Here is a 23475-nt window from a genome sequence, read left to right on the forward strand (position 1 = left end):
AGGCTTATCTTCTGTATGCTGCATGTCGGAGTATCAGAGGAAGCCCTTCAAGGCGTTACCCTATCATTTGACTTCTCGAAATAATAGTTCTGCTGATTATTGAATCAGCGCCTAACCTTTTCAGTTAGGAACGTGTCACACAGTTATAACATTGTAATGTAGTATTTTGATCACCATTTGATTTTTTATGACAATCAGCAAAATGCATTAAACCATATTTTATACTTTCCTCTGGATCAGTAAAATACCCAGGAGGATACCCTTGTGATTCTGAACTTTGCATAACATCCAATTGTGTTCCAGAACTTTCTTGTTGAATAAGAGCTAATATTAATGGAGTCATTGCTTCTATGCCATGTTGCGCCGCATATTTCCTTACCAATGGCTCCCATCTCATTACTTCAGGACTGACACTTGCAGTACCTGGGGCAAAAGGACCACCAATTCCTCCAGGACTGACTTCATCTTCACCCATTGTAGCAGTTAATAAAAATATCACTAAACCTAGACCTGCAACAACAGCCAGAATAACACCGGCTATTATTAATAATGGCTTTGCAACAGCAACTGTAGCTGCCTTCTGTGCTACTTTAACTGCTACTTTCTTACCTACTTGTGCAACTGCCTTACCCGCTAATTTTGATCCTTTACCAACCGCCTTCCCTAAAGAATGGCCTGCCTTTTTCAAGGCAGGCTTAGCATTCCCTAGTTCAGCTTCAGGATGATGTTCATTTTCAAGGTCGCGATTTGGTTCCGCACTCAATGTATAAACCCTCCCTCATGAGCTGAATTATTTTGGTTTTATGTTTTTTTTTGCTTTTACATTTTTTAAAGCTTCTTGTTGTGTTTGTGCTTTCGTGTCAACTTTTTTAATTGCTGCCCCTTCTTTTACCTGTTGCTGATTATTCACTTTAGGAACATTTTTAGTTTGTTGTGGATTAACCGGTTTTACCTCTACTTGTTTTTGTGGCGTACTTACATGTGAAGTAGTGACTGGTTTACTCTCAATCGGTTTCGGTTGTGATGGTGTTGTTCCCGACTGTGGTGGTGTGATTGGCTTACTTTCCATCGGTTTCGCTGGTGATGGTGTTGTTCCCGACTGTGGTGGTGTGATTGGCTTACTTTCCATCGGCTTCGCTGGTGATGGTGTTGTTCCCGACTGTGGTGGTGTGATTGGCTTACTTTCCATCGGCTTCGCTGGCGATGGTGTTGTTCCCGACTGTGGTGGTGTGATTGGCTTACTTTCCATTGGATTCGCTGGTGATGGTGTTGTTCCTGACTGTGGTGGTGTGATTGGCTTACTTTCCATCGGCTTCGCTGGTGATGGTGTTGTTCCTGACTGTGGTGGTGTGATCGGTTTGCCATCCATTGATTTTGTTTGACCCGTTGGTGTTTTAATTGTTGCTACTGGTTTTGCTTCCGCCTTTACATCTTCTTGCTTATTCTCAAGTCCACCATTATTTTGATTTGCTACCGGTCTAACTTGAGCTTTTACATCTTCTTTATTATTTAGTTCCTCATTTGATTGCGCTACTAGTTTAACATCCGCTTTTATATCCTCTTCTTTATCTTTTAGTTCTGCTTGTTGTATTTCAGGATTATTATCTTCATGTTTCCCTCGTACTGCTAATTCTGGATTCTCTTTAGTTGCGGCTACTTCTTCCTTAACCCTTTCTTGCTCCTGATTTCCTTTTCTATCGCGAACACCTAAATTTTCTTCTTTTTTCATTTGATTAATATTTTTTTCTTTTTCTGCTTGCATTTGTTCTTTTTCCTTGCGTTTACCATCTGCTACCTTTTCTTTTCTATCTGCATAGTTTTCTTTTAACTGTTTAAACTTACTATAGCCTGATTTACCCATTTTCCCTGCCACCGCAGCACTTGCAACACCCGCGGCGCCAGCTACTGCTACACCTCTTCCAACTGTCTTAGATCCACGTCTAACATCACGATATTTCTGTCTAATATTACTCATAGCATCTGATGCACGTGCTGCTCCTGCACTTGCTGGTACTGTAGTAATTGCATCAAAAATTGTTTTACGATATAACCATACTCCTAAGAATGAAAGTATTTGTAATGCAGCTACAACTAGGTATCCATATTTATCGGTAGCACTATATAAGATTGAAGAAACCCAAAACATTAAAGTTAATAGAAAACCAATCGCAACTTTCATAAGTAATGTTCTAAACAGTTCAGCCAAGAATTTCTTCGCTGTCCCAGTCCACGCTGGTACTAAAGCCATCAATAACATTACTGGTGACATTAAAGCCACAATGATGAACATCAGTTGATAGAATAGCATCGCCATACTACATAAGCATAAAACTACCCATAATGGTCCATTAATTACAAAAAGTAATAGTACTAATGCACCACGTTCAAAGGTAGCGTCTAATTCTAGAATTTTATTATTTTCATCTTTCACTTCATGTTCTAGAAGCTTTTGTCTCTCATCAGTATTAGTAGTTGTTAGCATCTTTTTAATTCTTTCATCACCAATTTTCTTCATATCTGTTGTACCAAATTGTAATAATGTATAAGGTTGTTTAATTAATAGAGTATGTGTTAAATCCGTAATGGAATCTACACCACTTGAATAACCTTCTTTAGTTCCCGCAATACTTTGAGTAGCATCAAGAACTGTCTTATTTGTTTGTTCGGAAAAATTGTTCAGCCCTTTAATGATATAGCTTGAGTTTGCAAAGAAACCCAATGTAAAAACTAGAATACCTAAAGTTTTCAATAAGCCGCCTAACATTTCTGATTGACGTCGCTCTACAAATCCAACCCATATAACCCAGCAAGCTAGGAAAGCTAACATAAGGCCTATTAGTTCACTATAGATACCAGTACCCCAAGAACCATTAAATCCTGCCGCTTTTGAAATAACATCTCCTAATTTATCCCCAACATCGGCCACTATATTAAGACTCATAGATTGCCCAACCATACTTGTTACAAAAGTACTAACTGCAAGATTAAGAGTCCATCCAATACTAATGAGGCTAAATAATACAGCGACCATTTGTTCTTTTACTTTATCTCCCCATCTCCAAAATTTAAGAGATTCACCAAATCCACCTTCTGGTGTGTAAATATCAATCCCATAACTACTTGGAGGGTGTTCTTCGAATTTTAATTTTTCTTTGTTTTTAGGGATAATATCATCTAAAAGAGATGGTCTGGGTTCCTCATCTGCATATACTGGTGCTGCTTTAAATAGTAAATTAAATGCTAATACGAATGTACAAACTAACAAGAATAGGGTAATAAACTTTTTCATTACATGTTACTCCCCCTTTTTATGGGAAAACCTACTAATCGTTTGAACTAAACTCACTTGTTGGTTTAGTATCTGCCACTTCATCAATTTCGTTTCGATAAGGAGCAGCATAACTACGTACTTTAAAACCTTCACCTGTTCGAACTACCCTTATCCACTTCACTTCTTTATCGATGTTTTTAGGGGGTTTTTTCGAGCTAAAGTTATACATAATTGTATCCTTATCTACCACATACTCTTTTACTTTATAATCTTTGTAAGATAAATTATTTTTAGGTCCTTGATTTCGGTCCAATATAGTATCTTTATCCCCATCCACTACAAGCTTAAGTATTGTTTTATGATCACGCTGTAAATCAGCTTTTACAAAATCAAGCATAACTTCCCTTGGAGTGTGCCCTTGTTTATCCTTTTCTTCTCCAATATTTTTTTCACTATTACCACATGCTGCACTCAGGATAAGAGTACCTACACATAGACTTGTTAGCATAATTTTTTTAAATTTAGTTTTTAACATATTAACTCACTCCTACATTTATTTTTTCTTCCCCTCCTTCGACAAAGGTTGCATTAACTTCCTGCTTTTCATCATCATTTGACTTTCTATAATTCTTCCTTGCATTTGGTCTTGTATCGAATGCATCGTATAGATCCTTGAACACTACATCCATTGTGACAACACCTGTTCTTCCTTGAATATCCTGGAATAAACATTGGCCTGTTTCTAAATTTGTAATAATTGCATGATTTTCTTCATTGTCAGGTAATCCAAAGAAATCTAAGATTGATGAAATTTCTTTACTGTCTGTATTACGGAATGAGAACTTCATACCGATATTATTTTTAAATGTCTCATCTCCAAGGTCACTTGCACTTTGAGTTGCAAAGTAAACTGCAGAGTTTAAAGCACGACCTTCACGAACTAGCTTACGAGCCAACTCTCGCCCTTGAGAAGTCCCCATAATTGCCCATGCTTCATCCAATAAAACAATTTTGAATTTAGTAGGGTCTTTTTGAAAGAATTTTCTTGCAAAAGAAGATAGAGACATCAGCATACTAACTGATAAATTTTCCTGTAAGGTATAATCTTTCGGATCTTTTTGAATATCTGGCATGTCAAGATGCTGAATTTGTATGATATTTACTGCTGTATCAAGTTCAATATCTCTATTTGTTCCATCACCAAAGATTAAGTGTGCAAATGATAAATTCTCAAATGCTTGAATATGAGCAGCTAATTGTTGATCCACTTTATCCTCACTATCTTCAAGGTATTGAGATACAGCTGTTAAACACGGCTCTTCCATTCCTGCTACGAATTCTACGGCTGAAGCCAAGCGCGGGAATTTTCCCGAGTTATCAGGTTTAATACCTGTAATGAAAGTAAGAATTGTCATTGCTAACTCAATTGCGTCTTTTCGGCTATGTTTATGAATGATAAATGGGTCTAGTTTTCCTTCATCTCGTCTATCAGTCCCTAGTGTAATTACGTTTACTTTACCTTCTAAACCGTGTAAATCTTCTGTCCAGTTCCCCCTCTCACCTTTCGGATCGACTATCAGAGTTTGAGCTCCTCCAAGTACAGCTAAGTAAACAATTAAGTTCGTTCCAAATGATTTACCGGAACCAGTACTTCCTGTTACTGCAACTGAAAGTGCGCTTGTTTTTTGATTTGCAACGGTATTTGTTGCTGCGAGAGAAGGTGTCATATAGACTGCTTTGTTTAAAATACCAGTTGTTCCAATATAAAACCCGATATTATCCCCTAAATCTTGTGTTGCACCAAACATACCAGCTGCCAGAACTCCAGGTTCCATAAAGTGTATATAATCATTTACATATCTTCTAGAACCAGGGATAAATTCATTAAATAGTAGGAACTGGTCTCCATACGGTCTTACTAGTTCAATCATCATCTCTCTATAAATAGAAATAAGTGAATTCGTATTTCGACGCATTGTATCTAAATCTTCAGCACATATACAGAAAGACACCGATGTCTTAACTAGTGGCATACGTGTCTTTTGTATAAGAGCTTGTAATTCAGTAGCCTCTTGAACACCTTCATACACGTTTAATCCAACAGTTTGTGCATTTTCCCTTGCATGTGCTTCTTGATCTTCTAAATCTTTTTTCTTTTTATTTAGTTTAGATAGAGCTTTACGATGGTTAATATTTTCTGTACGAACACTTAGTTCGATAGGGAAATCTATATTTTGGATCATATACATCCACTCTTGATCTGGAAATTCCATTGTGTATGGAATCTTCGATGCCGATAAGAAACTCATATATGCTGGATAATCTAATCCATCAGAACCAATTTGGGACATTTCTATATGTCTTCCTTTAACGTCTATTTCTGATTCCGTTAAACGTAATAGACTCTCTTGGTTTGGAATGATAGCAGAATCGTCATCAACCACTGGTGGCGTCCATCCTGCAGTAACAGGTGCCTCTAATGTACGATAGAAGTTTCGTAATACAATCCATTGTGTTTCATTTGTTTCTAAACTTCTTACGGCTAAATGTTTTCTTATTTTGTTTCTAAAGGCGCTAGCTTCTCGTTTAAACATCTCCAAATCAGCTTTTAGTATTTTGGTATCACCAAGTAATCCAAACTGTTCTGCAGTGTTTTTAAAGGTATGAAATGCAGTATAAAGCATTTCCTTAAGTCCTTCTTGAATGTGTCTTACTTTTAATTTCACACCAATAAAGTAACGATATTCTACTGCATTTTTACCAAATTTCCTTTCTAATTCATGGACAACGTCATCAGTATGATCTATTGCAAGCTCTTTTAGTTCACCGCTTACTGTTTCTTTAAACTCATCGGCTTTTTCTTTGAAATTCTGATAAACAGGAATCATTAAGAGATGTTTTTCTTCTTCGTAATTCCAAAATAATCCGAGTTGTCGCATAAACAACGTATTTTTATCATCGTCTCCTTTAAATTCATAAGGAATCCCGTATGCCTCATAATACGCCCAGCAAGAACCGTCTTGGTTAAAAATCAAATTATCTTGAAAATATTTGACTGGAAACTCAACCTGATTCATTTGTGCCTCCTTAGAGAAGAATATGAGACTAAACTAATTCTTCTGTATAGATTAATTAATTACTTTTTCTTAATTGAATCATCCTTAAATCGAACTACCGTCTTATATTGATAGCTTCCAATATTACCTGTTGTATCTTTATAACGACTCAACTTTTTTCTTTCAAATGTGAATACAAAGAATCGATATATAAATTTGTGTGGACTTTTTCCATCTAATTCTACATTTCCAAAGAAGTACGCTATTCCACCGGGTAATATTAAATATTTAAAAAAGACATTCTCTCCTAAGGGTAAAAACTGATTTAGAAATATAATCAATACTAGTGTTCCAACAAAGATCCCCAGCTGTCTGTAAGGTACTGGGAAAGGGAGTGTTATGTCCCTTATCCCATATAAACTCTTTGGAATATCCCAAATAGAGTTATAAGTCCTTACTTCCTTACGAGTCGGTTTCTGAGTCACTTATACCAACTCCTTAAAATTTATGAGTTCCAAAAAATATTATTTGAAAATTAAGTTATATAACTTTGTACCAAGATCTTTGAAAACATCTGGTGAAAATACAAATACAGATAATAGTGCACAAACAACTATCCAACCAATCAAACCAGCCATTTGTCGTTTAACTGCAAAGATGATTACTCCAATAAGCGCTACAACTAAAAAGATAGGACCTAATTGAGCTACTAACCAGTTTTTAATATTCACCCCAAAATTAATATTACCTATTACAGCTGCATCTATAATAGCAGGTAATTGATGAGCAACCATATCTAATCCCATAAGCTCCATAATTATTTACCCTCCACTTTCTCTAACGTGTTTTCAAAGTTTTTCATAGAGCTAATTGAAAACTTGTTATCTTTATTTACTAGATTTAAATCATATGTGTATGTGTACTCTAAGCTGCTATCATTATCTTTTAATTTGGCATCAACTAAGACTCTGTACCCTTTATCCTTATCTTCATAAATTCGTAGGTTTTCTAATTTGCTAAATGTCATAATACCTTTTAGTCCATTTGTTATATTGCTTTTTTCAAAGTAGTAAGCAATTTCTTCTGGTGTTCCTTCTGTATACACTTTAAATACAGATTGTAAAAATTGTTCTACTTTTTTTATTTCTGCATCTGTATTAATTTCTCGTCCTTCTGATTTAAATGTAGCCACTTTATAAGATGCCTTTTCTCTCTCTCCATGAACGATTGTAGGATTGTCAGGAATCACCATCTTCCCTTTCTCCATTAAGATTGGAATAGAGAAGTACCTTGTAACTTCTTTAGGTTCTTTTGGTGTATCTGGGGCTTGAGTCGTTCCAGGAGCTGGATTATTTACAGGTTCTAGTTTTTGAATGATTTTCAATGTAACCTCTGCTTCATTTCCTTTTTGCCGAACCTCTACAGCTTCCGACTTAACTAAAGTACTAGAAGCATTTTTTAAAGTATCTCTATTTAATCCTCCTTGCTCATCGGATCCTTCAACTAAATATTTTTCTAATCGTTTTTTCCGTGTTTCAGCTACATTCATATCAACCTTCCAGTTAAAATAATCAGCGGCAAAACTATTGGCATATGCAATTAATTCTGCTTCCGACATTTTAATTTTTACGGGTTCCTCCTTCTTTTCTTGAACAGCTACTGCTCTAGGAGGACCGGCAAGTTGGATAAATGAAAGGGAGCTTCCTGCAAACACGAATCCCATCACACACCAAAATGTAACCTTACCTACTTTTCTTCCTGTTATAGCTGGAACTTTCTCCCTTGTTTTACGTTTCTTCTTTTCTTTAAGTGCTTCTGAATTTTCTTGTTGCATATCTAATATTTCAGTTGTTTTATTCTTTGCTTTTTTAAAGAATGTAAATTTCTTTTTTTCGGCGTCTTCCTGGGACTTCTTTTTTACCATGTCTTCACCTCTCTTTTTAAATGGTTAGGAGATTACAAATTTCATTGTAATTTCCACTAATCAACTATCTACTTTAAGTATGATTTACTTGTTTCGGAAATCTAAGAGAAATAAAAAAAATTTATGTTTTATATCAAAGTTTTTTTAGAATGATTAAAACTAAATATAATGTTTATTAAAGTACATAAAAAAACCAATTCCATTAAGAAATGAAATTGGTTAACATGTAGGCCCTGTTTTCTATAGTAGATACAATTCAATTGGCCTATAGGAGTTATGATAACTTTATACTTTTAATAAACTTTTGTATTATCATCTATATTTTCAATCTTAATAAATCCAAACTCTGCTTCATACCCATCACCTTGTGGACTACAAGCATATATACCAACTTTCATGCATTCTTTTTCTTCAAAAAGGTGAGCCATTCTTATTTGTTTCCATAGAAAACCGTCTAAGGAATAATCAACATAGTAATTATTCCCCCTTCTTGTTATTCGATAATAAAGGGAATTCAAACCTTGCGAAATTTCCTGACTAGACCAATCAGAATAACCATTTTTTGTTACCACAACACCTAATTTATTATTGTCATCAGGTATATACTCAACAGATGCCTTTAACCAAGTATCTTTTGAAAATCGAACCATTAAGCCTGCTTGATCATATCTATTTACTGGTTTAAATTTTACTTTCGTGATTAATCTAAAGTCTCCATTTAATTCATAGTATAAAAAATGTCCATTATCAACTTGAAATTCATAGTGTGTTCTTTGCCAGAAATCTGTCTCTTTGTCGGTTTTGATTATTAACGTTGATTTATTGCTATTAACCTCCCAATGTTTAGGTGGAGAGAACCATTTCAAACTTTTATCAAATTCCGCATCATTAAATTCTTCTATTAGCCTATATTGATTATTCATTAATATTATCTCCTTTACCTTTTATATTTATTATCAAAATGTACTTACACAATAAAATTATTTAATCTTGATATGTAACCTTCCAAAGGAATGTTCTCCTCATTTAATAACTTCTACTCCTCTCATGTATGGTCGCAATACCTCTGGGATTATAACTGAACCGTCTTCTTGTTGATAGTTTTCTAAAATAGCCGCTACTGTACGACCTATAGCTAATCCAGAACCATTTAATGTGTGCACCAGCTCTGGTTTTGCACCATGTGTACGGCGGAAACGAATACCTGCACGACGCGCTTGGAAATCTTCACAATTTGAACAAGAAGAAATTTCACGATATACGCCATAGCTTGGTAACCAAACTTCAATGTCATATGTTTTTGCAGCTGGAAATGCCATATCAGCAGTACATAACGCAATAACACGATAAGGTAACTGTAACAATTGCAATACTCTTTCGGCATTTGCTGTTAATTTTTCTAACTCATCGTATGAATCTTCAGGTTTTGTATATTTGACCATTTCAACTTTACTAAATTGGTGCTGACGAATTAATCCTCTCGTATCACGTCCTGCACTACCGGCCTCAGAACGGAAGCATGGAGTATGTGCTGTAAAATTAATAGGTAAATCTTCACCACTTAAAATTTCATCACGATAATAGTTTGCTAACGGTACCTCCGCCGTTGGAATTAAAGAATAATCAGTGCCTTCTAATGTGAAAACATCTTCTTTAAATTTTGGGAATTGCCCTGTCCCTAATAAACTATCGCTATTTACGATAAATGGTGGAATCACCTCTGTATAACCATGTTCTTCAACATGTAAATCTAACATAAAGTTAGCTACCGCTCGTTCCAAACGTGCTCCCAATCCATTGTAATAGACGAAGCGGCTTCCCGTTACTTTTGCTGCACGTTCAAAATCTAGTAATCCTAATTTTTCAGCAACTTCCCAATGTGGTTTTGCTTCAAATGAAAATTCACTTATTGCTCCCCACTTACGTATTTCAACATTATCATCTTCTGATTCCCCAACAGGCACTGTTTCATTAGGTAGATTTGGTAATGATAGCAATATTGTATTTAACCCTTCTTCTACATAACGCAATTCATCATCTAAATTTTTAATATTTTCTCCCACTTCACGCATTCCACTAATAAGTTCATTAGCATCTTGTTTTTCACGCTTTAAATTAGCAATACGTTCAGATACCTCATTACGTTTATTTTTTAACTCTTCTCCCCTTACTAACAATTCACGACGCTTTTGATCTAATTCCTCAAATTTATCTAACTCAAGAAATTCTCCACCCCGATAAAGTAATTTTTTCTTTACTTCTTCTAAATTTGTACGTAATACTTTTACATCTAACATGTTTTATCTCCTCCTTAATTGCGTAACCAATCTTTTTAAAATTAGGGATTTAACTAGATAAAATACAAAAAACTCCCGTCCCTATAAAAGGGACGAGAGTTAACCCGCGTTGCCACCCTAGTTGAAAGCATAGAAAATATACGCTCTCCACTTAAATTATTAACGGCTTTTAACCGGAAACGATTACTAACTTCACATTGAAGTGTTCCACATTTCGCTCAAGGACGGATTCACAAGTTCCTTCTATCGGTTTACACCACCCACCGACTCTCTATAAGAAAAAATACTTGTTACTATTTCCTTTCATTACTTTTAAACAATATAAATTTTAATTATCACCACTTTACAATAATTCTGTGTATTTATCAAGAAATTATTGTATTTCTAAAAAAAGTACATTTAGATTAGATTTTTTTAAAATAAAGAATAATTCCATTAAGAAATGAAATTAGTTTTACACAGGGTCTATTCTCTATAATAAGTATTACACAATATAAAAACCTAATATAATATATATCTTTAATATATATAAAGAAAAAAGATAAAACTTTTATACAGAGAAAAAATCGTCTTAAAACATTGCTGTGCTAAGGGTTCATAGTTACTCTAGCCGTAAAAAATCATAAAAAGTAAATACTGGGAACGTACTTAATGAGCTGGATGAGGATTAAAAACTACAAAATATCGTAAAGTAGTTATATAAAAACTACATATAATCATCGTTAATTTGATGCGAGTGAATGAATAAATAATAAATGCAAATTTTGCTGATTTATGAACAAACTTTCCACATTTCTTAAAAACTACACACAATTTATTAACAAATTGGTCAAAGTTAGGAACAGAATCCACTTTTTAAACATAACTAACAGAAGTTTTTCTGATTTTAAGTAGATTTAGAGATAGAACATGATAAGAACAGTACTTAAGGCTTTATGTTATACACATTAGGTCAAAATTATTAAGATATCAACAGAATTATAAAAAATATTTCTGCTTTTTTGTAGATGAAATGATATAAAAAGAATGAATATTCAGATTTAAAATCTTAGAAATTGTGAATATCTCCTTTTGTTTCACGTGCAATGTATGTAATTGCATAAAAAATAGAGAGTCGTGATCATTTAAATTGAAAACTTTCTCTCTGTTTTGTTTGAATTAATACACTCTATACGTTACCTCCAACACGAATAGCCCTCTACTTTTGTTTTTTTCAAAAATAGAGAGCTGTATCTTTACATTGCTGGAAGCAGCTGATCAACCGTATGTGGTATTTCACTTGTTGAACGGTAATATGCTTCTAAGGACTGTAGAAACTGAATTAAATCAAAGTCTTCAGGGACCTCAATTACACGAATCTTTTCCTTCGGCAATTTATCAATTTTTTCAATGAACAGTTCACGAATATCACTAGGGATTTGATTTCCTTTATGACCACTAGACTTTAAGAGTTCGCGAATTTCAATTTCTAATGCTGTATATGTGTTAATATTTACTCCTTGTTCATAAGCATATTTTCTAAATAGTGATTCCTCTTGATACTGCATGTAATTACGATGGTAAGCATCTATAGTTACAGGTACAGCATATTTCGCATGAAGCAGGTCATGCGCTTTACGGAATAGCTTTTGAACATTTCGTAAAGAGTATATAGCAAAATGAGTACCAAATTTAAAAATGGCCTCTTCTTGATCATGTTTAGGTATATTGTGTGTAATTAAAGGATAAATTCCAGTTTTAGCAGCAGTGTCTAATACACGATATTGAGAAGATTGCTTTAATAATTTACTTAGCGTATAAACAAGCTTTTTCGGATATCCTTCTTGTCGATCAATCATTTCTCGTAAGCCACGAACCACTTGGCGAATTTGACGGTGACAAGAGTGTTTTAAAACGTTAATAAATTGGTTCATATCCTTTGCAAATTCAGCAATATTCATTTCAACTAACAAGTTCTCAATGAATTTAACTTTACGCTTATATGTATCTCGTGGTGTAAATGGATCACGGTATTCTGCTCCTTCTTCTTTCGCGCATAAGAAATCAGGATGTACAGATAAATGCAATGTTGTGTATTGCTTTTTATTCCTCTTCCCTTTTTCTAACTTGCAAATTTTAAATAAAGGAGATCCAGTAGCAGAAAGTTTTGTTTCTAATTCCTCAAGTACAGCACGAATCTGATGTGGGTATTTCTTATGTAAGTAACGATACATACCACCAAAGTGTGTTGAGTTTCCTTGTTCATCAACTTTGAATAAAGAACGTTTCAGGGTAGTTTCGCGTTTCTGCTGCATTGCTACATCCATGAATAGTTTCTTAGCTGCAATGGATAACTCAAAGAATTCTTTGGTAAATACTATCGGGCTAATAAATGTATATGCATTTGCTTTATTCGTTTCCTTATTCATGAAATCAGTTAAGGTGATTTTATATTTACCACTGTACTCATTTTCAATTGTAATGATGTTATGGAAACTTAACTTCTTCAAAGCCACATAAAATTGTGAGTGGTGAATATGTGCAAATGCTTCTTTATAATTTTTATAATCTTCCCAAAGCATGTGGATTGATACATGCGTAAGCTCACCATATGTATTACATTTTTTATGAAGAAATAGAAATACTTCTAGATCAGCATTTGTAATACCATATAGCTTATGTTTTCTGCCTTCGTTTTTATCAAATCCACTTACTTTATCTACAATCTTTTTCATTTTCAGTGAAAAAGATGGCTTTGCTTGTTCAACAAATCCCTCTTCATCTGCAATTCGTTCTTCATAGGACATTGAATTCACAATGTCTTCTAGATAAGTATCTTTAAAACTGTAATATTTACCTTCCAAAGCTTCTACTAACTTTTGCCATGATTTAATTGTTACAATTACCGGTGTTGTTGTTTCACCATTCAAACTACGTTTGTTCTTTATAACGAAAGGCTTTGCCATCTTTTTCACCTCCTTTTATTTTAAGTTGCAGTTTTCCCTACAATTAGATATAGAATTTCATTTTTGATTATATCAAATCGAATGCTGGTGAAATTTGTCCCTTTAAGAGGAAAAATAAAAAAATGAAACGTGCCTCAATCCCTTGTGCGACAAGGGGTTTGACGTTTCATGAAAAAAAGTTTGTTGCCACCATAGGGCTATAAAGTTTTTTGAATATGAAACGTAGTATGCAGTGGGATGAATCTTTCTAAACCATTGATTTTATAGGGTTTTACGCTAATTTCCTTTTAAAGTTATAGCCATCATATAGCTATAACGTTTCATGTTTTTGATTGACTGAGAAATTTCTATAGATTTCGTATAAACACTGATATATAGGGATTTATAACTGTTTTTAAATGAAATGTTGTTGCCATCATACCGCTATAAACGTTTCATTTCGTTTCATGTTTCCTGCCGTCATATAGCTATAACGTTTCATGTTTTTAAAACTAGTTATATTTTATTAAAAACCGCTGTAACCCTTGGTATATATAGATTTGTTTAAAGTTTTAAAGTGAAAGTTGTAGCCATCATATAGCTATAATGATTTTAGTATGTTTTCTTTCATATTTAATGAAATGGCTTTATATCAACGTTTATTACTAAATTACATAGAATAAAAATTTTTTTAGTCCAATGAATTTTAGGATATTCCCGTTTCATTTTTTTAAAGTTGTAGCCACCATATAGCTATAACGTTTCATAAATTACGAAATTGTAACCACAATATAGCTATTCATTATTAAAAGCAAGAAGTAATAGCCATCATATAGCTATGCAGTTTCAAATAAGAGCTTATAGCCCCGATAAAGCTATGCAGTTTCAAGTAAGAAGTAATAGCCATGATAAGGCTATATAGTTTCAAATAAGAGCTTATAGCCAAGATAAAGCTATATAGTTTCAAATAAGAGCTTATAGCCAAGATAAAGCTATGCCGTTTCAAGTAAGAAGTAATAGCCGTGATAGGGCTATATAGTTTCAAGTAAGAAGTAATAGCCGTGATAAGGCTATATAGTTTCAAGTAAGAAGTAATAGCCGCGATAAGGCTATGCAGTTTCAAATAAGGGCTTATAGCCCCGATAAAGCTATACAGTTTCAAATAAGAGCTTATAGCCATGATAAGGCTATGCCGTTTCAAGTAAGAAGTAATAGCCGCGATAAGGCTATATAGTTTCAAATAAGAGCTTATAGCCCCGATAAAGCTATGCAGTTTCAAATAAGAGTTTATAGCCATGATAAGGCTATATGGTTTCAAATAAGAAGTAATAGCCGTGATAAGGCTATATAGTTTCAAATAAGAAGTAATAGCCGCGATAAGGCTATGCAGTTTCAAATAAGAGCTTATGGCCAAGATAAAGCTATATAGTTTCAAATAAGAGTTTATAGCCCCGATAAAGCTATATAGTTTCAAATAAGAGTTTATAGCCATGATAAGGCTATGTAGTTTCAAATAAGAGTTTATAGCCCCGATAAAGCTATGCAGTTTCAAATAAGAGTTTATAGCCATGATAAGGCTATGTAGTTTTAAATAAGAAGCAGCTGGGGGATTTAAGTTTTGACTTAGAGTAACAAGTTATCTAGGCGTTAAGCAAAAAATCAGTGTGTTTAACTAATTTACTTTTAAAAATTGAAATTGTATTGTAAAGTAGTGATTTTACAAATAGAAGCAGTTTTATATAATTAAAGACAAGTAAAGAGGATTTAAATGATCCAAAATAAAAGGAGTAAAAACCAACAATCGTGCGGATTATTCAGATAACATTTCACCTTAAAGGTTATGTGGTTTTTCATCTAAATGGGAAAAATAAACGCATTTTGATTCAGTCATTCGTTTAAAGTGAAACTTCCATCAGTGGGAGTCTTATCGCCTGCCAATTGCGGGATAAAAAATGGACCAAGAATTTAATCTTGGTCCATTTTTATTTTATATCCATTTTGTATGGAATGTACCTTCTTTATCTACTCGTTTATACGTATGCGCTCCAAAATAATCGCGCTGCGCTTGTAACAAGTTTGCAGGTAGTTTGGCAGTACGATAGCTGTCATAATAAGAAATTGCTGCTGAAAATGCAGGTATCGGAATGCCCTGTTGTACCGCCATTGAGATAATTTGGCGTAATCCGCCTTGATATGACTCTACAATCTCTTTAAAGTATGGATCAAGTAAAAGGTTCGGTAGATCAGTGTTTGTCTCATAAGCCTCTTTAATGTTCTGTAAAAAGGCAGCACGGATAATACATCCGCCTCTCCAAAGCATAGAAATGCTGCCAAAATCAAGGTTCCAATCATATTCCTCAGAAGCTGCCTTCAATTGCGTGAATCCTTGTGCATAAGAACAAATTTTACTCATATATAAAGCTTGGCGCACTGCTTCAATTAATTCAGCTTTTTCAACTCCAATTGCTGTTTTATCTTTAGGGCCAGATAAAACTTTGCTTGCGTTCACGCGCTCTTCTTTTAAAGCAGAAATGCAACGTGCAAATACAGATTCCGTGATAATAGGCAGAGAGATACCTAAATCAAGTGCGCTTTGGCTTGTCCATTTCCCTGTACCCTTTTGTCCTGCAGTATCAAGAATAACATCCACTAATGGCTTACCAGTTTCTTCATCTTTCTTCTTGAAGATATCGGCTGTAATCTCAATTAGATAGCTGTTCAGTTCACCTTTATTCCATTCAGCAAATATTTCATGGAACTCTTCTGCAGTCAAATCAAGTGTTTGTTTCAAGAAGAAATATGCTTCACAAATTAATTGCATATCTCCATACTCAATACCGTTGTGAACCATCTTTACATAGTGGCCTGCCCCATTAGGTCCGATATAAGAACAGCAAGGCTCGTTATTCACTTTTGCAGAGATGTTTTCAAGCATATCCTTTACTTTTTCGTATGCATCCTTCTGTCCGCCTGGCATAATAGATGGTCCCTTCAATGCACCCTCTTCGCCGCCTGATACACCTGCACCGATGAAATTGATTCCTTCTTCGGCAAGACGTTTGTTTCGGCGAATTGTATCGACAAAGTATGTATTACCACCGTCAATTAAAATATCACCTTTATCGAGGTAAGGGACTAGAGAATCAATCGCCTTATCTGTAATTTCCCCTGCATTAACCATTAATAAAATCTTTCTAGGTGATTCAAGTGAGTTAACAAACTCTTCAACTATATGAGTACCAACTAAGTTTTTACCACGGTTTTCCTCAATGATTTCATCAACTTTTTCCTTTGAAATATCATATAGGGCAACAGAATACCCTTTGCTCTCAAAGTTAAGTGCGAGGCTTTTTCCCATAACGCCCACACCAACAACTCCAATTTGTAACTTTGCCATATTCCATCGTTCCTTTCCATGTATGTTACTCTGTATTATAGTATATATACCTAAAATAACACTTTAATCAAATAATCAATCTTTTTCATTTCAATAGGCTCCGCCAATATTCGTGCAAAAGGTTATAGGGACACGGCACATCACTATCAAGTTAAAAAATAAAGAGAAATTTTCATCCTTATTAATCAATCATGAAAAATAACCGGTTAATTATGAAAAATCACATTAAACAGCTTCCGTATCCCTTTTATTGTTTAGAAAGATCTATACAAATAGACTTAATAATAAAGTAAATCCTAATCCGGCTACAGAAACGATAGTCTCAAGTAAAGTCCATGTTGCAAATGTTTCTTTCATGCTTAAACCAAAGTACTCTTTGAACATCCAGAAACCAGCATCGTTCACGTGTGAAGCAATTAAACTACCCGCCCCTGTTGCAAGGACAACTAAAGCAAGGTTAACATCAGATTGACCTAACATCGGAATCACTAAACCGACAGTTGTTAATGCAGCAACCGTAGCAGACCCCAATGAAATACGTAAGATGGCAGCGATAATCCATGCGAGCAAGATCGGTGATAATGAAGTTCCTTTGAATAATTCGGCTACATAGTTACCAACGCCGCCATCAATTAATACTTGTTTGAAAGCTCCGCCTCCACCAATAATTAAGAGCATCATCCCAATATTTGAGATCGCTGTTGTACAAGATTCCATCACGCTTTTGATTGGAATATTTCTTGCCAATCCCATTGTATAGATCGCAACTAGTAAGGATATCAACATGGCTGTATCCGCATTCCCAATAAACTCGATTGCTGCTAGTAAACTATTATCTGTAAATCCCATTGTTTTTTGCAGCAAAGTAATAATTGTAGCGACTGCCATTAAAAGAACAGGCAGTAAAGCGGTAAAAACGCTGATTCCAAATCCAGGAGTTTCTTCAAGTTTAAATACTTTCTGCTCACCTAAAGATTTGATATTACCGGTTTTTGTGAATGCCTCAGGTACTAGTTTTTTTGCGAGTTTAGTAAATACAGGTCCAGCTAACACAACTGTTGGAACCGCTATCATAAAACCGTAAAGTAATACTTCACCGATGTTTGCATGCAATTCACCAGCGATAGCAGTTGGTCCTGGGTGTGGCGGTAAAAATCCGTGTGTTACAGATAAAGCTGCTGCCATCGAAATACCGAGATATAAGATAGAAACTTTTAATTCTCTTGAAATCGCAAATACAATCGGAATTAATAATACTAATCCTACTTCAAAAAATAATGCAATACCGATAATAAATGAGGCAGTCACAACAGCCCATTGAATGTTCTTTTCACCGAATTTTTTCACAAGGGTCATGGCAATGCGTTGTGCGCCCCCAGAATCTGAAAGCAACTTACCTAACATCGCACCAAGTCCAAAAACGAGTGCTAAATGACCAAGTGTTCCGCCTAATCCCGCTTCAATGGTTTTAAAAATTTTTTCTGGTGGCATTCCAAGTGCTAAAGCAACCCCGACCGATACAATGATTAATGAAATAAAGGTATTTAATTTAAAGCGCATAATCAGTAAAAGTAATGCTAAAATCCCAATTGCTACAATGACTAATGGCATCATAGTTCCCCCTTAATCTTAGCTGTATTTGTATTTATCCCGCTATTCGTGGGCAGTAAGGCCCCCCACCTCGAGATTTAGATAGAAGCGAGGCGTGGGGGATTACTGATGAAAGTTTTACTTTATTAAATTTCTTTGATAATTTGCAATTCGTGTATAATCATCTTCTAGCGCCCTTGATAGGTTAATAAATATCGGCAGTAATTGTCTGTATTCTTTTGTTGCTTCTTCTTTCGGTGTATGTTTGTAGGTACTGCCAACCATTTCGGAAACGATTTCAAAAGAATCAATTTTTCCTGTGGCATAGAGACCTAATATACATGCACCTAGACAAGAGCTCTCGTAGCTCTTTGGAACAACGACTTCAGATGCGAAAATATCGGACATCATCTGTCGCCAAACGTCAGACCTTGCGAAGCCGCCTGTTGCTTGAATACGGGTTACAGGACCATCCATGCATTCGGTTAACGCTAAGAATACAGTGTATAAATTATATATAACGCCTTCTAAAGCTGCACGAATCATATGTTCCTTCTTATGTGACATCGTTAAACCGAAGAAGGAGCCACGTACATCTGGATTCCATAATGGTGCACGTTCACCTGCGAGGTATGGATGGAATAATAATCCGTCTGCACCAGGTCTCACGCGTTCAGCTATTTTAGTTAATACATCGTATGGATCAATTCCTAGTCTTTTCGCAGTTTCTACTTCTGATGAAGCAAGTTCATCACGAATCCAACGAAGGACCATTCCGCCATTGTTTACCGGTCCACCAATTACCCAATGCTTTTCAGTTAAGGCATAACAAAATATTCTTCCTTTTTTATCTGTTTGTGGCTTGTCAATGATGGTCCGAATAGCACCACTTGTCCCAATTGTGACAGCAATCTCACCTTTTCGAATTGCATTCACACCTAGATTAGAAAGCACCCCATCACTGGCACCAATGACAAACGGTGTTTGTGGATCGATACCAATCTTTTGGGCTAAATCTTGATTGCAGTTGCTAAATATTCTGGTAGTTGGTACGAGTTCAGATAATTGATTAGGTGTTACACCAGCAATTTTTAAAGCTTCCTCATCCCAATCTAGTGTTTTTAAATTCATCATACCCATGCATGAAGCGATGGAATGATCGACAACATATTGATCAAAGAATTGTTTAAAGATATATTCTTTGATTCCGATATATTTTTTCGTTCTAACAGCGATTTCAGGATGGTCATTCACAATCCATGTAATTTTACTTAATGGTGACATCGGGTGAATAGGCGTTCCTGTCCGTCTATAAACTTCATGGCCATTCAGTTCATCTTTGATTTTATGTGCCCATGCCTCACTACGATTATCTGCCCAAGTGATACAAGGTGTCAGCGGCTGATCATTTTCATCCATAGCAATGACACTATGCATAGCACTGCTAAATGAAATAAACGATGGTTTTTTATCTGAATGCTGTTTCGATATATTTGATATCGCTTGTAAAACAGCTTGGAAAATCTCTTCTGGATCTTGTTCCGCTGTGGATATATCCGGTGTGCGAAGTGGATAACCAATATTCTCGGTTTGGATGACTTCGCCTTTTTCAGTAAATAAAACTGCTTTCGTACTTGTTGTACCGATATCTATACCTAACATATAGCTACTCATGTCCTTGCTCTACTCCTTTAGATAACATTTGTTGTGACATCCAGAGATCTTCAACTTTCCCTTGAACATCATCAAAGTTTTGATGTAAGGCCTCAATCATGAGGGCTCGATCTTTTGATTCGATTGCTTTTATATAAAGCTCATGATTTTTAATAACCCGTTCAAAGTCTTCGTACTTTTCCTTGAAACGAGTACGCATTGATAAAAGGATTAAGCTTTCCATAACAGGCTTTAAATTATTCCAGATCATCAGGATGTAGGAATGCCCAATGGTTCGAATAATCGTTTCATGGAATAAGAGATCTTGATAAGAAAACTCATCAGAATCATGATATTTAATGGCGATTTTCATCATTTCCATTATTTTATTTAGTTCTCTTACTAAATCATTTGTGTCCATCTTTACAAGTCGCTCAAAGATAAACGTTTCTATAAGTAAACGAACATCATATATTTCTTCGATTTCTTTCTCGGTTAAACCAATGACAACTGCGCCCATTCTTTCTAAGCGAATAATATTTTCAGAAGCTAGTACTTTTAATGCTTCACGAACGGGTGACCGACTTACAGAAAAATCGGCAGCTAATTTATTTTCCGATAGGATGGTACCGCTTTCAATTTCGCCTGCAATAATGCGCATTCTCAGTTCGCTCGCAACACGATCACCTGTAGAAGCTTTTGAAAGCCATTTTTCAGGATAAAGAAATTCCATTGATTTCGTCATAAACTCACCTCGTGTTAATCAAGTATACTTGTATACAAGTATTATAACTCGGATTTTTAATTATGCAAGCGCTTTTATTGTTTGCTTTGGTTGTTTTAGAGGAAAGCCCCATAATTATCAAGCTAATAAATCAAGTCGCCCCAAAAACTATTATTGTTGATGAAGAAGATTTAGGGAATGGAAAACTGAAGAATACGATATCCAAGGACTTACATCAACATATTTACCACTCGGGTTTACAATTTTTTGAATCAAAAATATAGATGTTAAGAATGTAACAGTAACTGAATTTGAGCATTAAAAACTTTTAAAAATTGAAATTGTATTGTAAAGTAATGATTTTACAAATAGAAGCAGTCTTATATAATTAAAGACAAGTAAAGAGAATTTAAATAATCCACAATAGAACGAGTAAAAATCAACAATTGTGCGGATTATTCGGATAACATTTCAACTTAAAGGTTATGTAGCCATCATATAGCTATGACGTTTCATAGTGTTAGGATTTAAATTATATTGGTTATTAACATTGTTAGGAGGTACTTAAATATGGAAAAAGTATTAGTATTGTTCAGTGATGCCCTCCTACTTGCTGCTCCAATTTATGAAGAAAACAAGCAGTTATGGGCCAAATGGAATAAATACTATAAAGAAGTACAAGAGAATCACGATAAATTAGTAACATCAGCTAATATGTCCCCTTCCTTTTCAACACTTGTTTCTTGGTTAGGTCAGAAACAAGAGCAAGGAGTATCGGTATTGAACATTTATGCCAATCTGGATAAATATAAAATTGAGATTCAAAATGTACTAGATAAGATCATTGAACAAGAATTCGGAGGAAAAGTTGAAGCAGTTGAGCCAACTCAAATTTCAATTTTTGAAGATAGTCAGGTAACAGAACATATAGAAGATATATCGGATGATTACTATCCTGTAACCAATGACGCAATGTATTATCAACTACGTGATGGAATAGCAAAAAATCATTTTGAGGAAGATGAAGCAGTAGCAAAACCGGTATTGCCATTAGAAACGAAAAATTCAAGTGGAGTTGCACAACTATCCTCACATAAGGATGAGGATTTGAGACTAGTTAACACAAACGAAGCAGAGAGATGGTCCATATTGGTCGATGGAGTAATTAGTAATATGGATGACCTTACAGCAGATTGTTTGGATACCATTACAATCCAGTGGTTAAATCAAGCTAAATCACCAGATGAATTCATAGATTTTAGTTATGAAAACGTATTGGAATTGTGCAATATGCCAAAAGCATCCGCAAATGGTGTAGAGTATTATCGCGCAGAAGATAAGATAAAAATAGCACAACGTATTGCAGCTTTAGCTAGTATCTTTATTTATTTGAATGATGATAATGAAGTTGTAGTACTGAACGATCAAGCAGAAACTGGGAAACAATTCGAAGTAAAACGTGAAGTAATCAAAAGGCTATTCGTACTGGATTCAGTAGTGTTATGGAGAGATAAGAATACTAATGAATATATGGGAATAGAATCCTGTAAGATTAAACCAGGTAGTTTCTTATCAGGCTATTTGTATGGTTCTAATAGTACAACTGCGTTACTATCGAAAAAAGCACTAGAGTATAATAGCTATAGACACAAGTTTCATAAACGTTTAATACGTTATTTATCATGGCAGTGGAGAATCCGTCAGCAATACAGTACTTTAAAAAGACCATACTCCATTGGTGGAGAAAAAGGTCTACTATCTGTAATAGGTATTAAAACAACGAAGGGTCGCCCAACTCGAATCCGAGAACAACTGGAAAATGTTTTAATTGACTTAGAAAAAGAAAATGTCATTTCACATTGGGCATATGCAGAAGAATTGGATGAAACAAAGATAGGAGAACGTAATTGGTTTAAGAATTACTATGAAAAGTTGGGAATCATTATCTTACCTCCAAAAGAATTGATGAATAATATAGATAGTATGGTGAAGAAAAAGACAATAGATACGCAAGAGAAGCAAGAGGAGCGTTATATTGCAGATACAGTAAAACAACCTACTGTAGGATCAGAGGATATGATTCGAGAGAAAATTATGCATCAGCATATGCATCAAAATAAAACAATGCGTGAGATAGCAGATGAAATAGGTCTATCCCCTGCTACGCTATCAAGATTTTGTAATAAAAAAATGAAACGCATTTCAAAAAGTGTTAATGAAAAACTAAACAAGTGGTATGAAAGACAAATAATTATAGAATCTATGTAAAAAGAAGCAGATACCTTTAAATTTATTATCAATACCTAAAACACAAAAAGTCATAAAAAATAAAGGGTGATACATATTAGTCATGTGTAATATGTATCACCCTTGTAATTTTTGTTCAACAATCGCGCCCGATTGTTGAAGATGCTTATTGAAGAAAAGCGCCCGTTTGTTTAAGTGTAATTGTTCACAAAGCATTAAAGGAATGCTTTGTCCGTTGTTGAAGAAAGAAAACACCTCAGTCATTTTTCTTCAGGGTAATAGCCATATGTATTCTTCCGTTCATCATGACGGGTAATTGAGAATCCATTGATAGTCTAAAAAGTTTCTAGCAGTAATAAAGTCCCCTTCTAAAAGACTATGTAGCAATAGAC

14 protein-coding genes, 1 pseudogene and 1 other annotated feature are annotated in these 23475 nt (G+C 34.8%); of the genes and pseudogenes, 1 reads left to right on the plus strand and 14 read right to left on the minus strand.

Features of this window, described 5'->3' with window-relative positions; genetic code table 11:
• Positions 1 to 142: 142 nt before the first annotated feature.
• The 14 genes and pseudogenes from AC1DKZ_RS31045 to gntR all read right to left on the minus strand — a co-directional run.
• Positions 143 to 763 (minus strand): annotated as a pseudogene (locus tag AC1DKZ_RS31045) (lysozyme family protein); the annotation flags it as partial.
• A 27-nt stretch (positions 764 to 790) separates the two neighbouring features.
• On the minus strand, positions 791 to 3289 hold the full coding sequence (locus AC1DKZ_RS31050; protein WP_476997818.1) for a proline-rich domain-containing protein: 2499 nt from the start codon (positions 3287 to 3289) through the stop codon (positions 791 to 793).
• 34 nt (positions 3290 to 3323) lie between these two features.
• On the minus strand, positions 3324 to 3806 hold the full coding sequence (locus AC1DKZ_RS31055) for a hypothetical protein (RefSeq protein WP_476997819.1): 483 nt from the start codon (positions 3804 to 3806) through the stop codon (positions 3324 to 3326).
• Between the two features lies 1 nt (position 3807).
• Positions 3808 to 6348 carry an ATP-binding protein gene (locus tag AC1DKZ_RS31060; RefSeq protein ID WP_476997820.1) on the minus strand — a complete coding sequence of 847 codons (2541 nt, stop codon included), beginning with the start codon at positions 6346 to 6348 and terminating at the stop codon, positions 3808 to 3810.
• Positions 6349 to 6407: 59 nt separating this feature from the next.
• Positions 6408 to 6812 carry a TcpE family conjugal transfer membrane protein gene (locus AC1DKZ_RS31065; protein ID WP_431183307.1) on the minus strand — a complete coding sequence of 135 codons (405 nt, stop codon included), beginning with the start codon at positions 6810 to 6812 and terminating at the stop codon, positions 6408 to 6410.
• Positions 6813 to 6851: 39 nt separating this feature from the next.
• Positions 6852 to 7142 (minus strand): hypothetical protein, encoded by a 291-nt coding sequence (locus AC1DKZ_RS31070; protein WP_476997821.1) that lies wholly within the window; start codon positions 7140 to 7142, stop codon positions 6852 to 6854.
• A 2-nt stretch (positions 7143 to 7144) separates the two neighbouring features.
• A complete protein-coding gene (locus AC1DKZ_RS31075; RefSeq protein WP_476997822.1) occupies positions 7145 to 8251 on the minus strand; it encodes a conjugal transfer protein in 1107 nt (368 codons plus the stop codon).
• Between the two features lie 293 nt (positions 8252 to 8544).
• On the minus strand, positions 8545 to 9174 hold the full coding sequence (locus AC1DKZ_RS31080; protein ID WP_476997823.1) for a DUF1349 domain-containing protein: 630 nt from the start codon (positions 9172 to 9174) through the stop codon (positions 8545 to 8547).
• Between the two features lie 99 nt (positions 9175 to 9273).
• The gene (gene serS, locus AC1DKZ_RS31085; RefSeq protein WP_476997824.1) at positions 9274 to 10548 is read right to left on the minus strand and encodes a serine--tRNA ligase; all 1275 of its coding nucleotides are present in this window, start codon (positions 10546 to 10548) and stop codon (positions 9274 to 9276) included.
• 85 nt (positions 10549 to 10633) lie between these two features.
• Positions 10634 to 10864, minus strand: a binding site (T-box leader).
• A 919-nt stretch (positions 10865 to 11783) separates the two neighbouring features.
• On the minus strand, positions 11784 to 13493 hold the full coding sequence (locus AC1DKZ_RS31090) for a hypothetical protein (RefSeq protein ID WP_476997825.1): 1710 nt from the start codon (positions 13491 to 13493) through the stop codon (positions 11784 to 11786).
• A 1966-nt stretch (positions 13494 to 15459) separates the two neighbouring features.
• The gene (gene gndA / locus AC1DKZ_RS31095) at positions 15460 to 16869 is read right to left on the minus strand and encodes an NADP-dependent phosphogluconate dehydrogenase (protein WP_016514213.1); all 1410 of its coding nucleotides are present in this window, start codon (positions 16867 to 16869) and stop codon (positions 15460 to 15462) included.
• 264 nt (positions 16870 to 17133) lie between these two features.
• Complete coding sequence (gene gntP, locus AC1DKZ_RS31100; protein ID WP_098562088.1) at positions 17134 to 18480, minus strand: gluconate permease GntP; 1347 nt, start codon at positions 18478 to 18480, stop codon at positions 17134 to 17136.
• A gap of 117 nt (positions 18481 to 18597) precedes the next feature.
• A complete protein-coding gene (gene gntK, locus AC1DKZ_RS31105; protein ID WP_476997826.1) occupies positions 18598 to 20133 on the minus strand; it encodes a gluconokinase in 1536 nt (511 codons plus the stop codon).
• Positions 20126 to 20857 carry a gluconate operon transcriptional repressor GntR gene (gene gntR / locus AC1DKZ_RS31110; RefSeq protein ID WP_098562086.1) on the minus strand — a complete coding sequence of 244 codons (732 nt, stop codon included), beginning with the start codon at positions 20855 to 20857 and terminating at the stop codon, positions 20126 to 20128. Before gntR ends, gntK begins: the two co-directional genes overlap by 8 nt.
• Before the next feature lie 549 nt (positions 20858 to 21406).
• Between gntR and AC1DKZ_RS31115 the strand changes: the two genes are divergently transcribed.
• Entirely contained in the window at positions 21407 to 23104 is a 1698-nt protein-coding gene (locus AC1DKZ_RS31115; RefSeq protein WP_476997827.1) for a helix-turn-helix domain-containing protein, read from the plus strand.
• The last annotated feature ends 371 nt before the right edge of the window (positions 23105 to 23475 follow it).

It is taken from the genome of Bacillus sp. 05T21 (assembly GCF_056396785.1).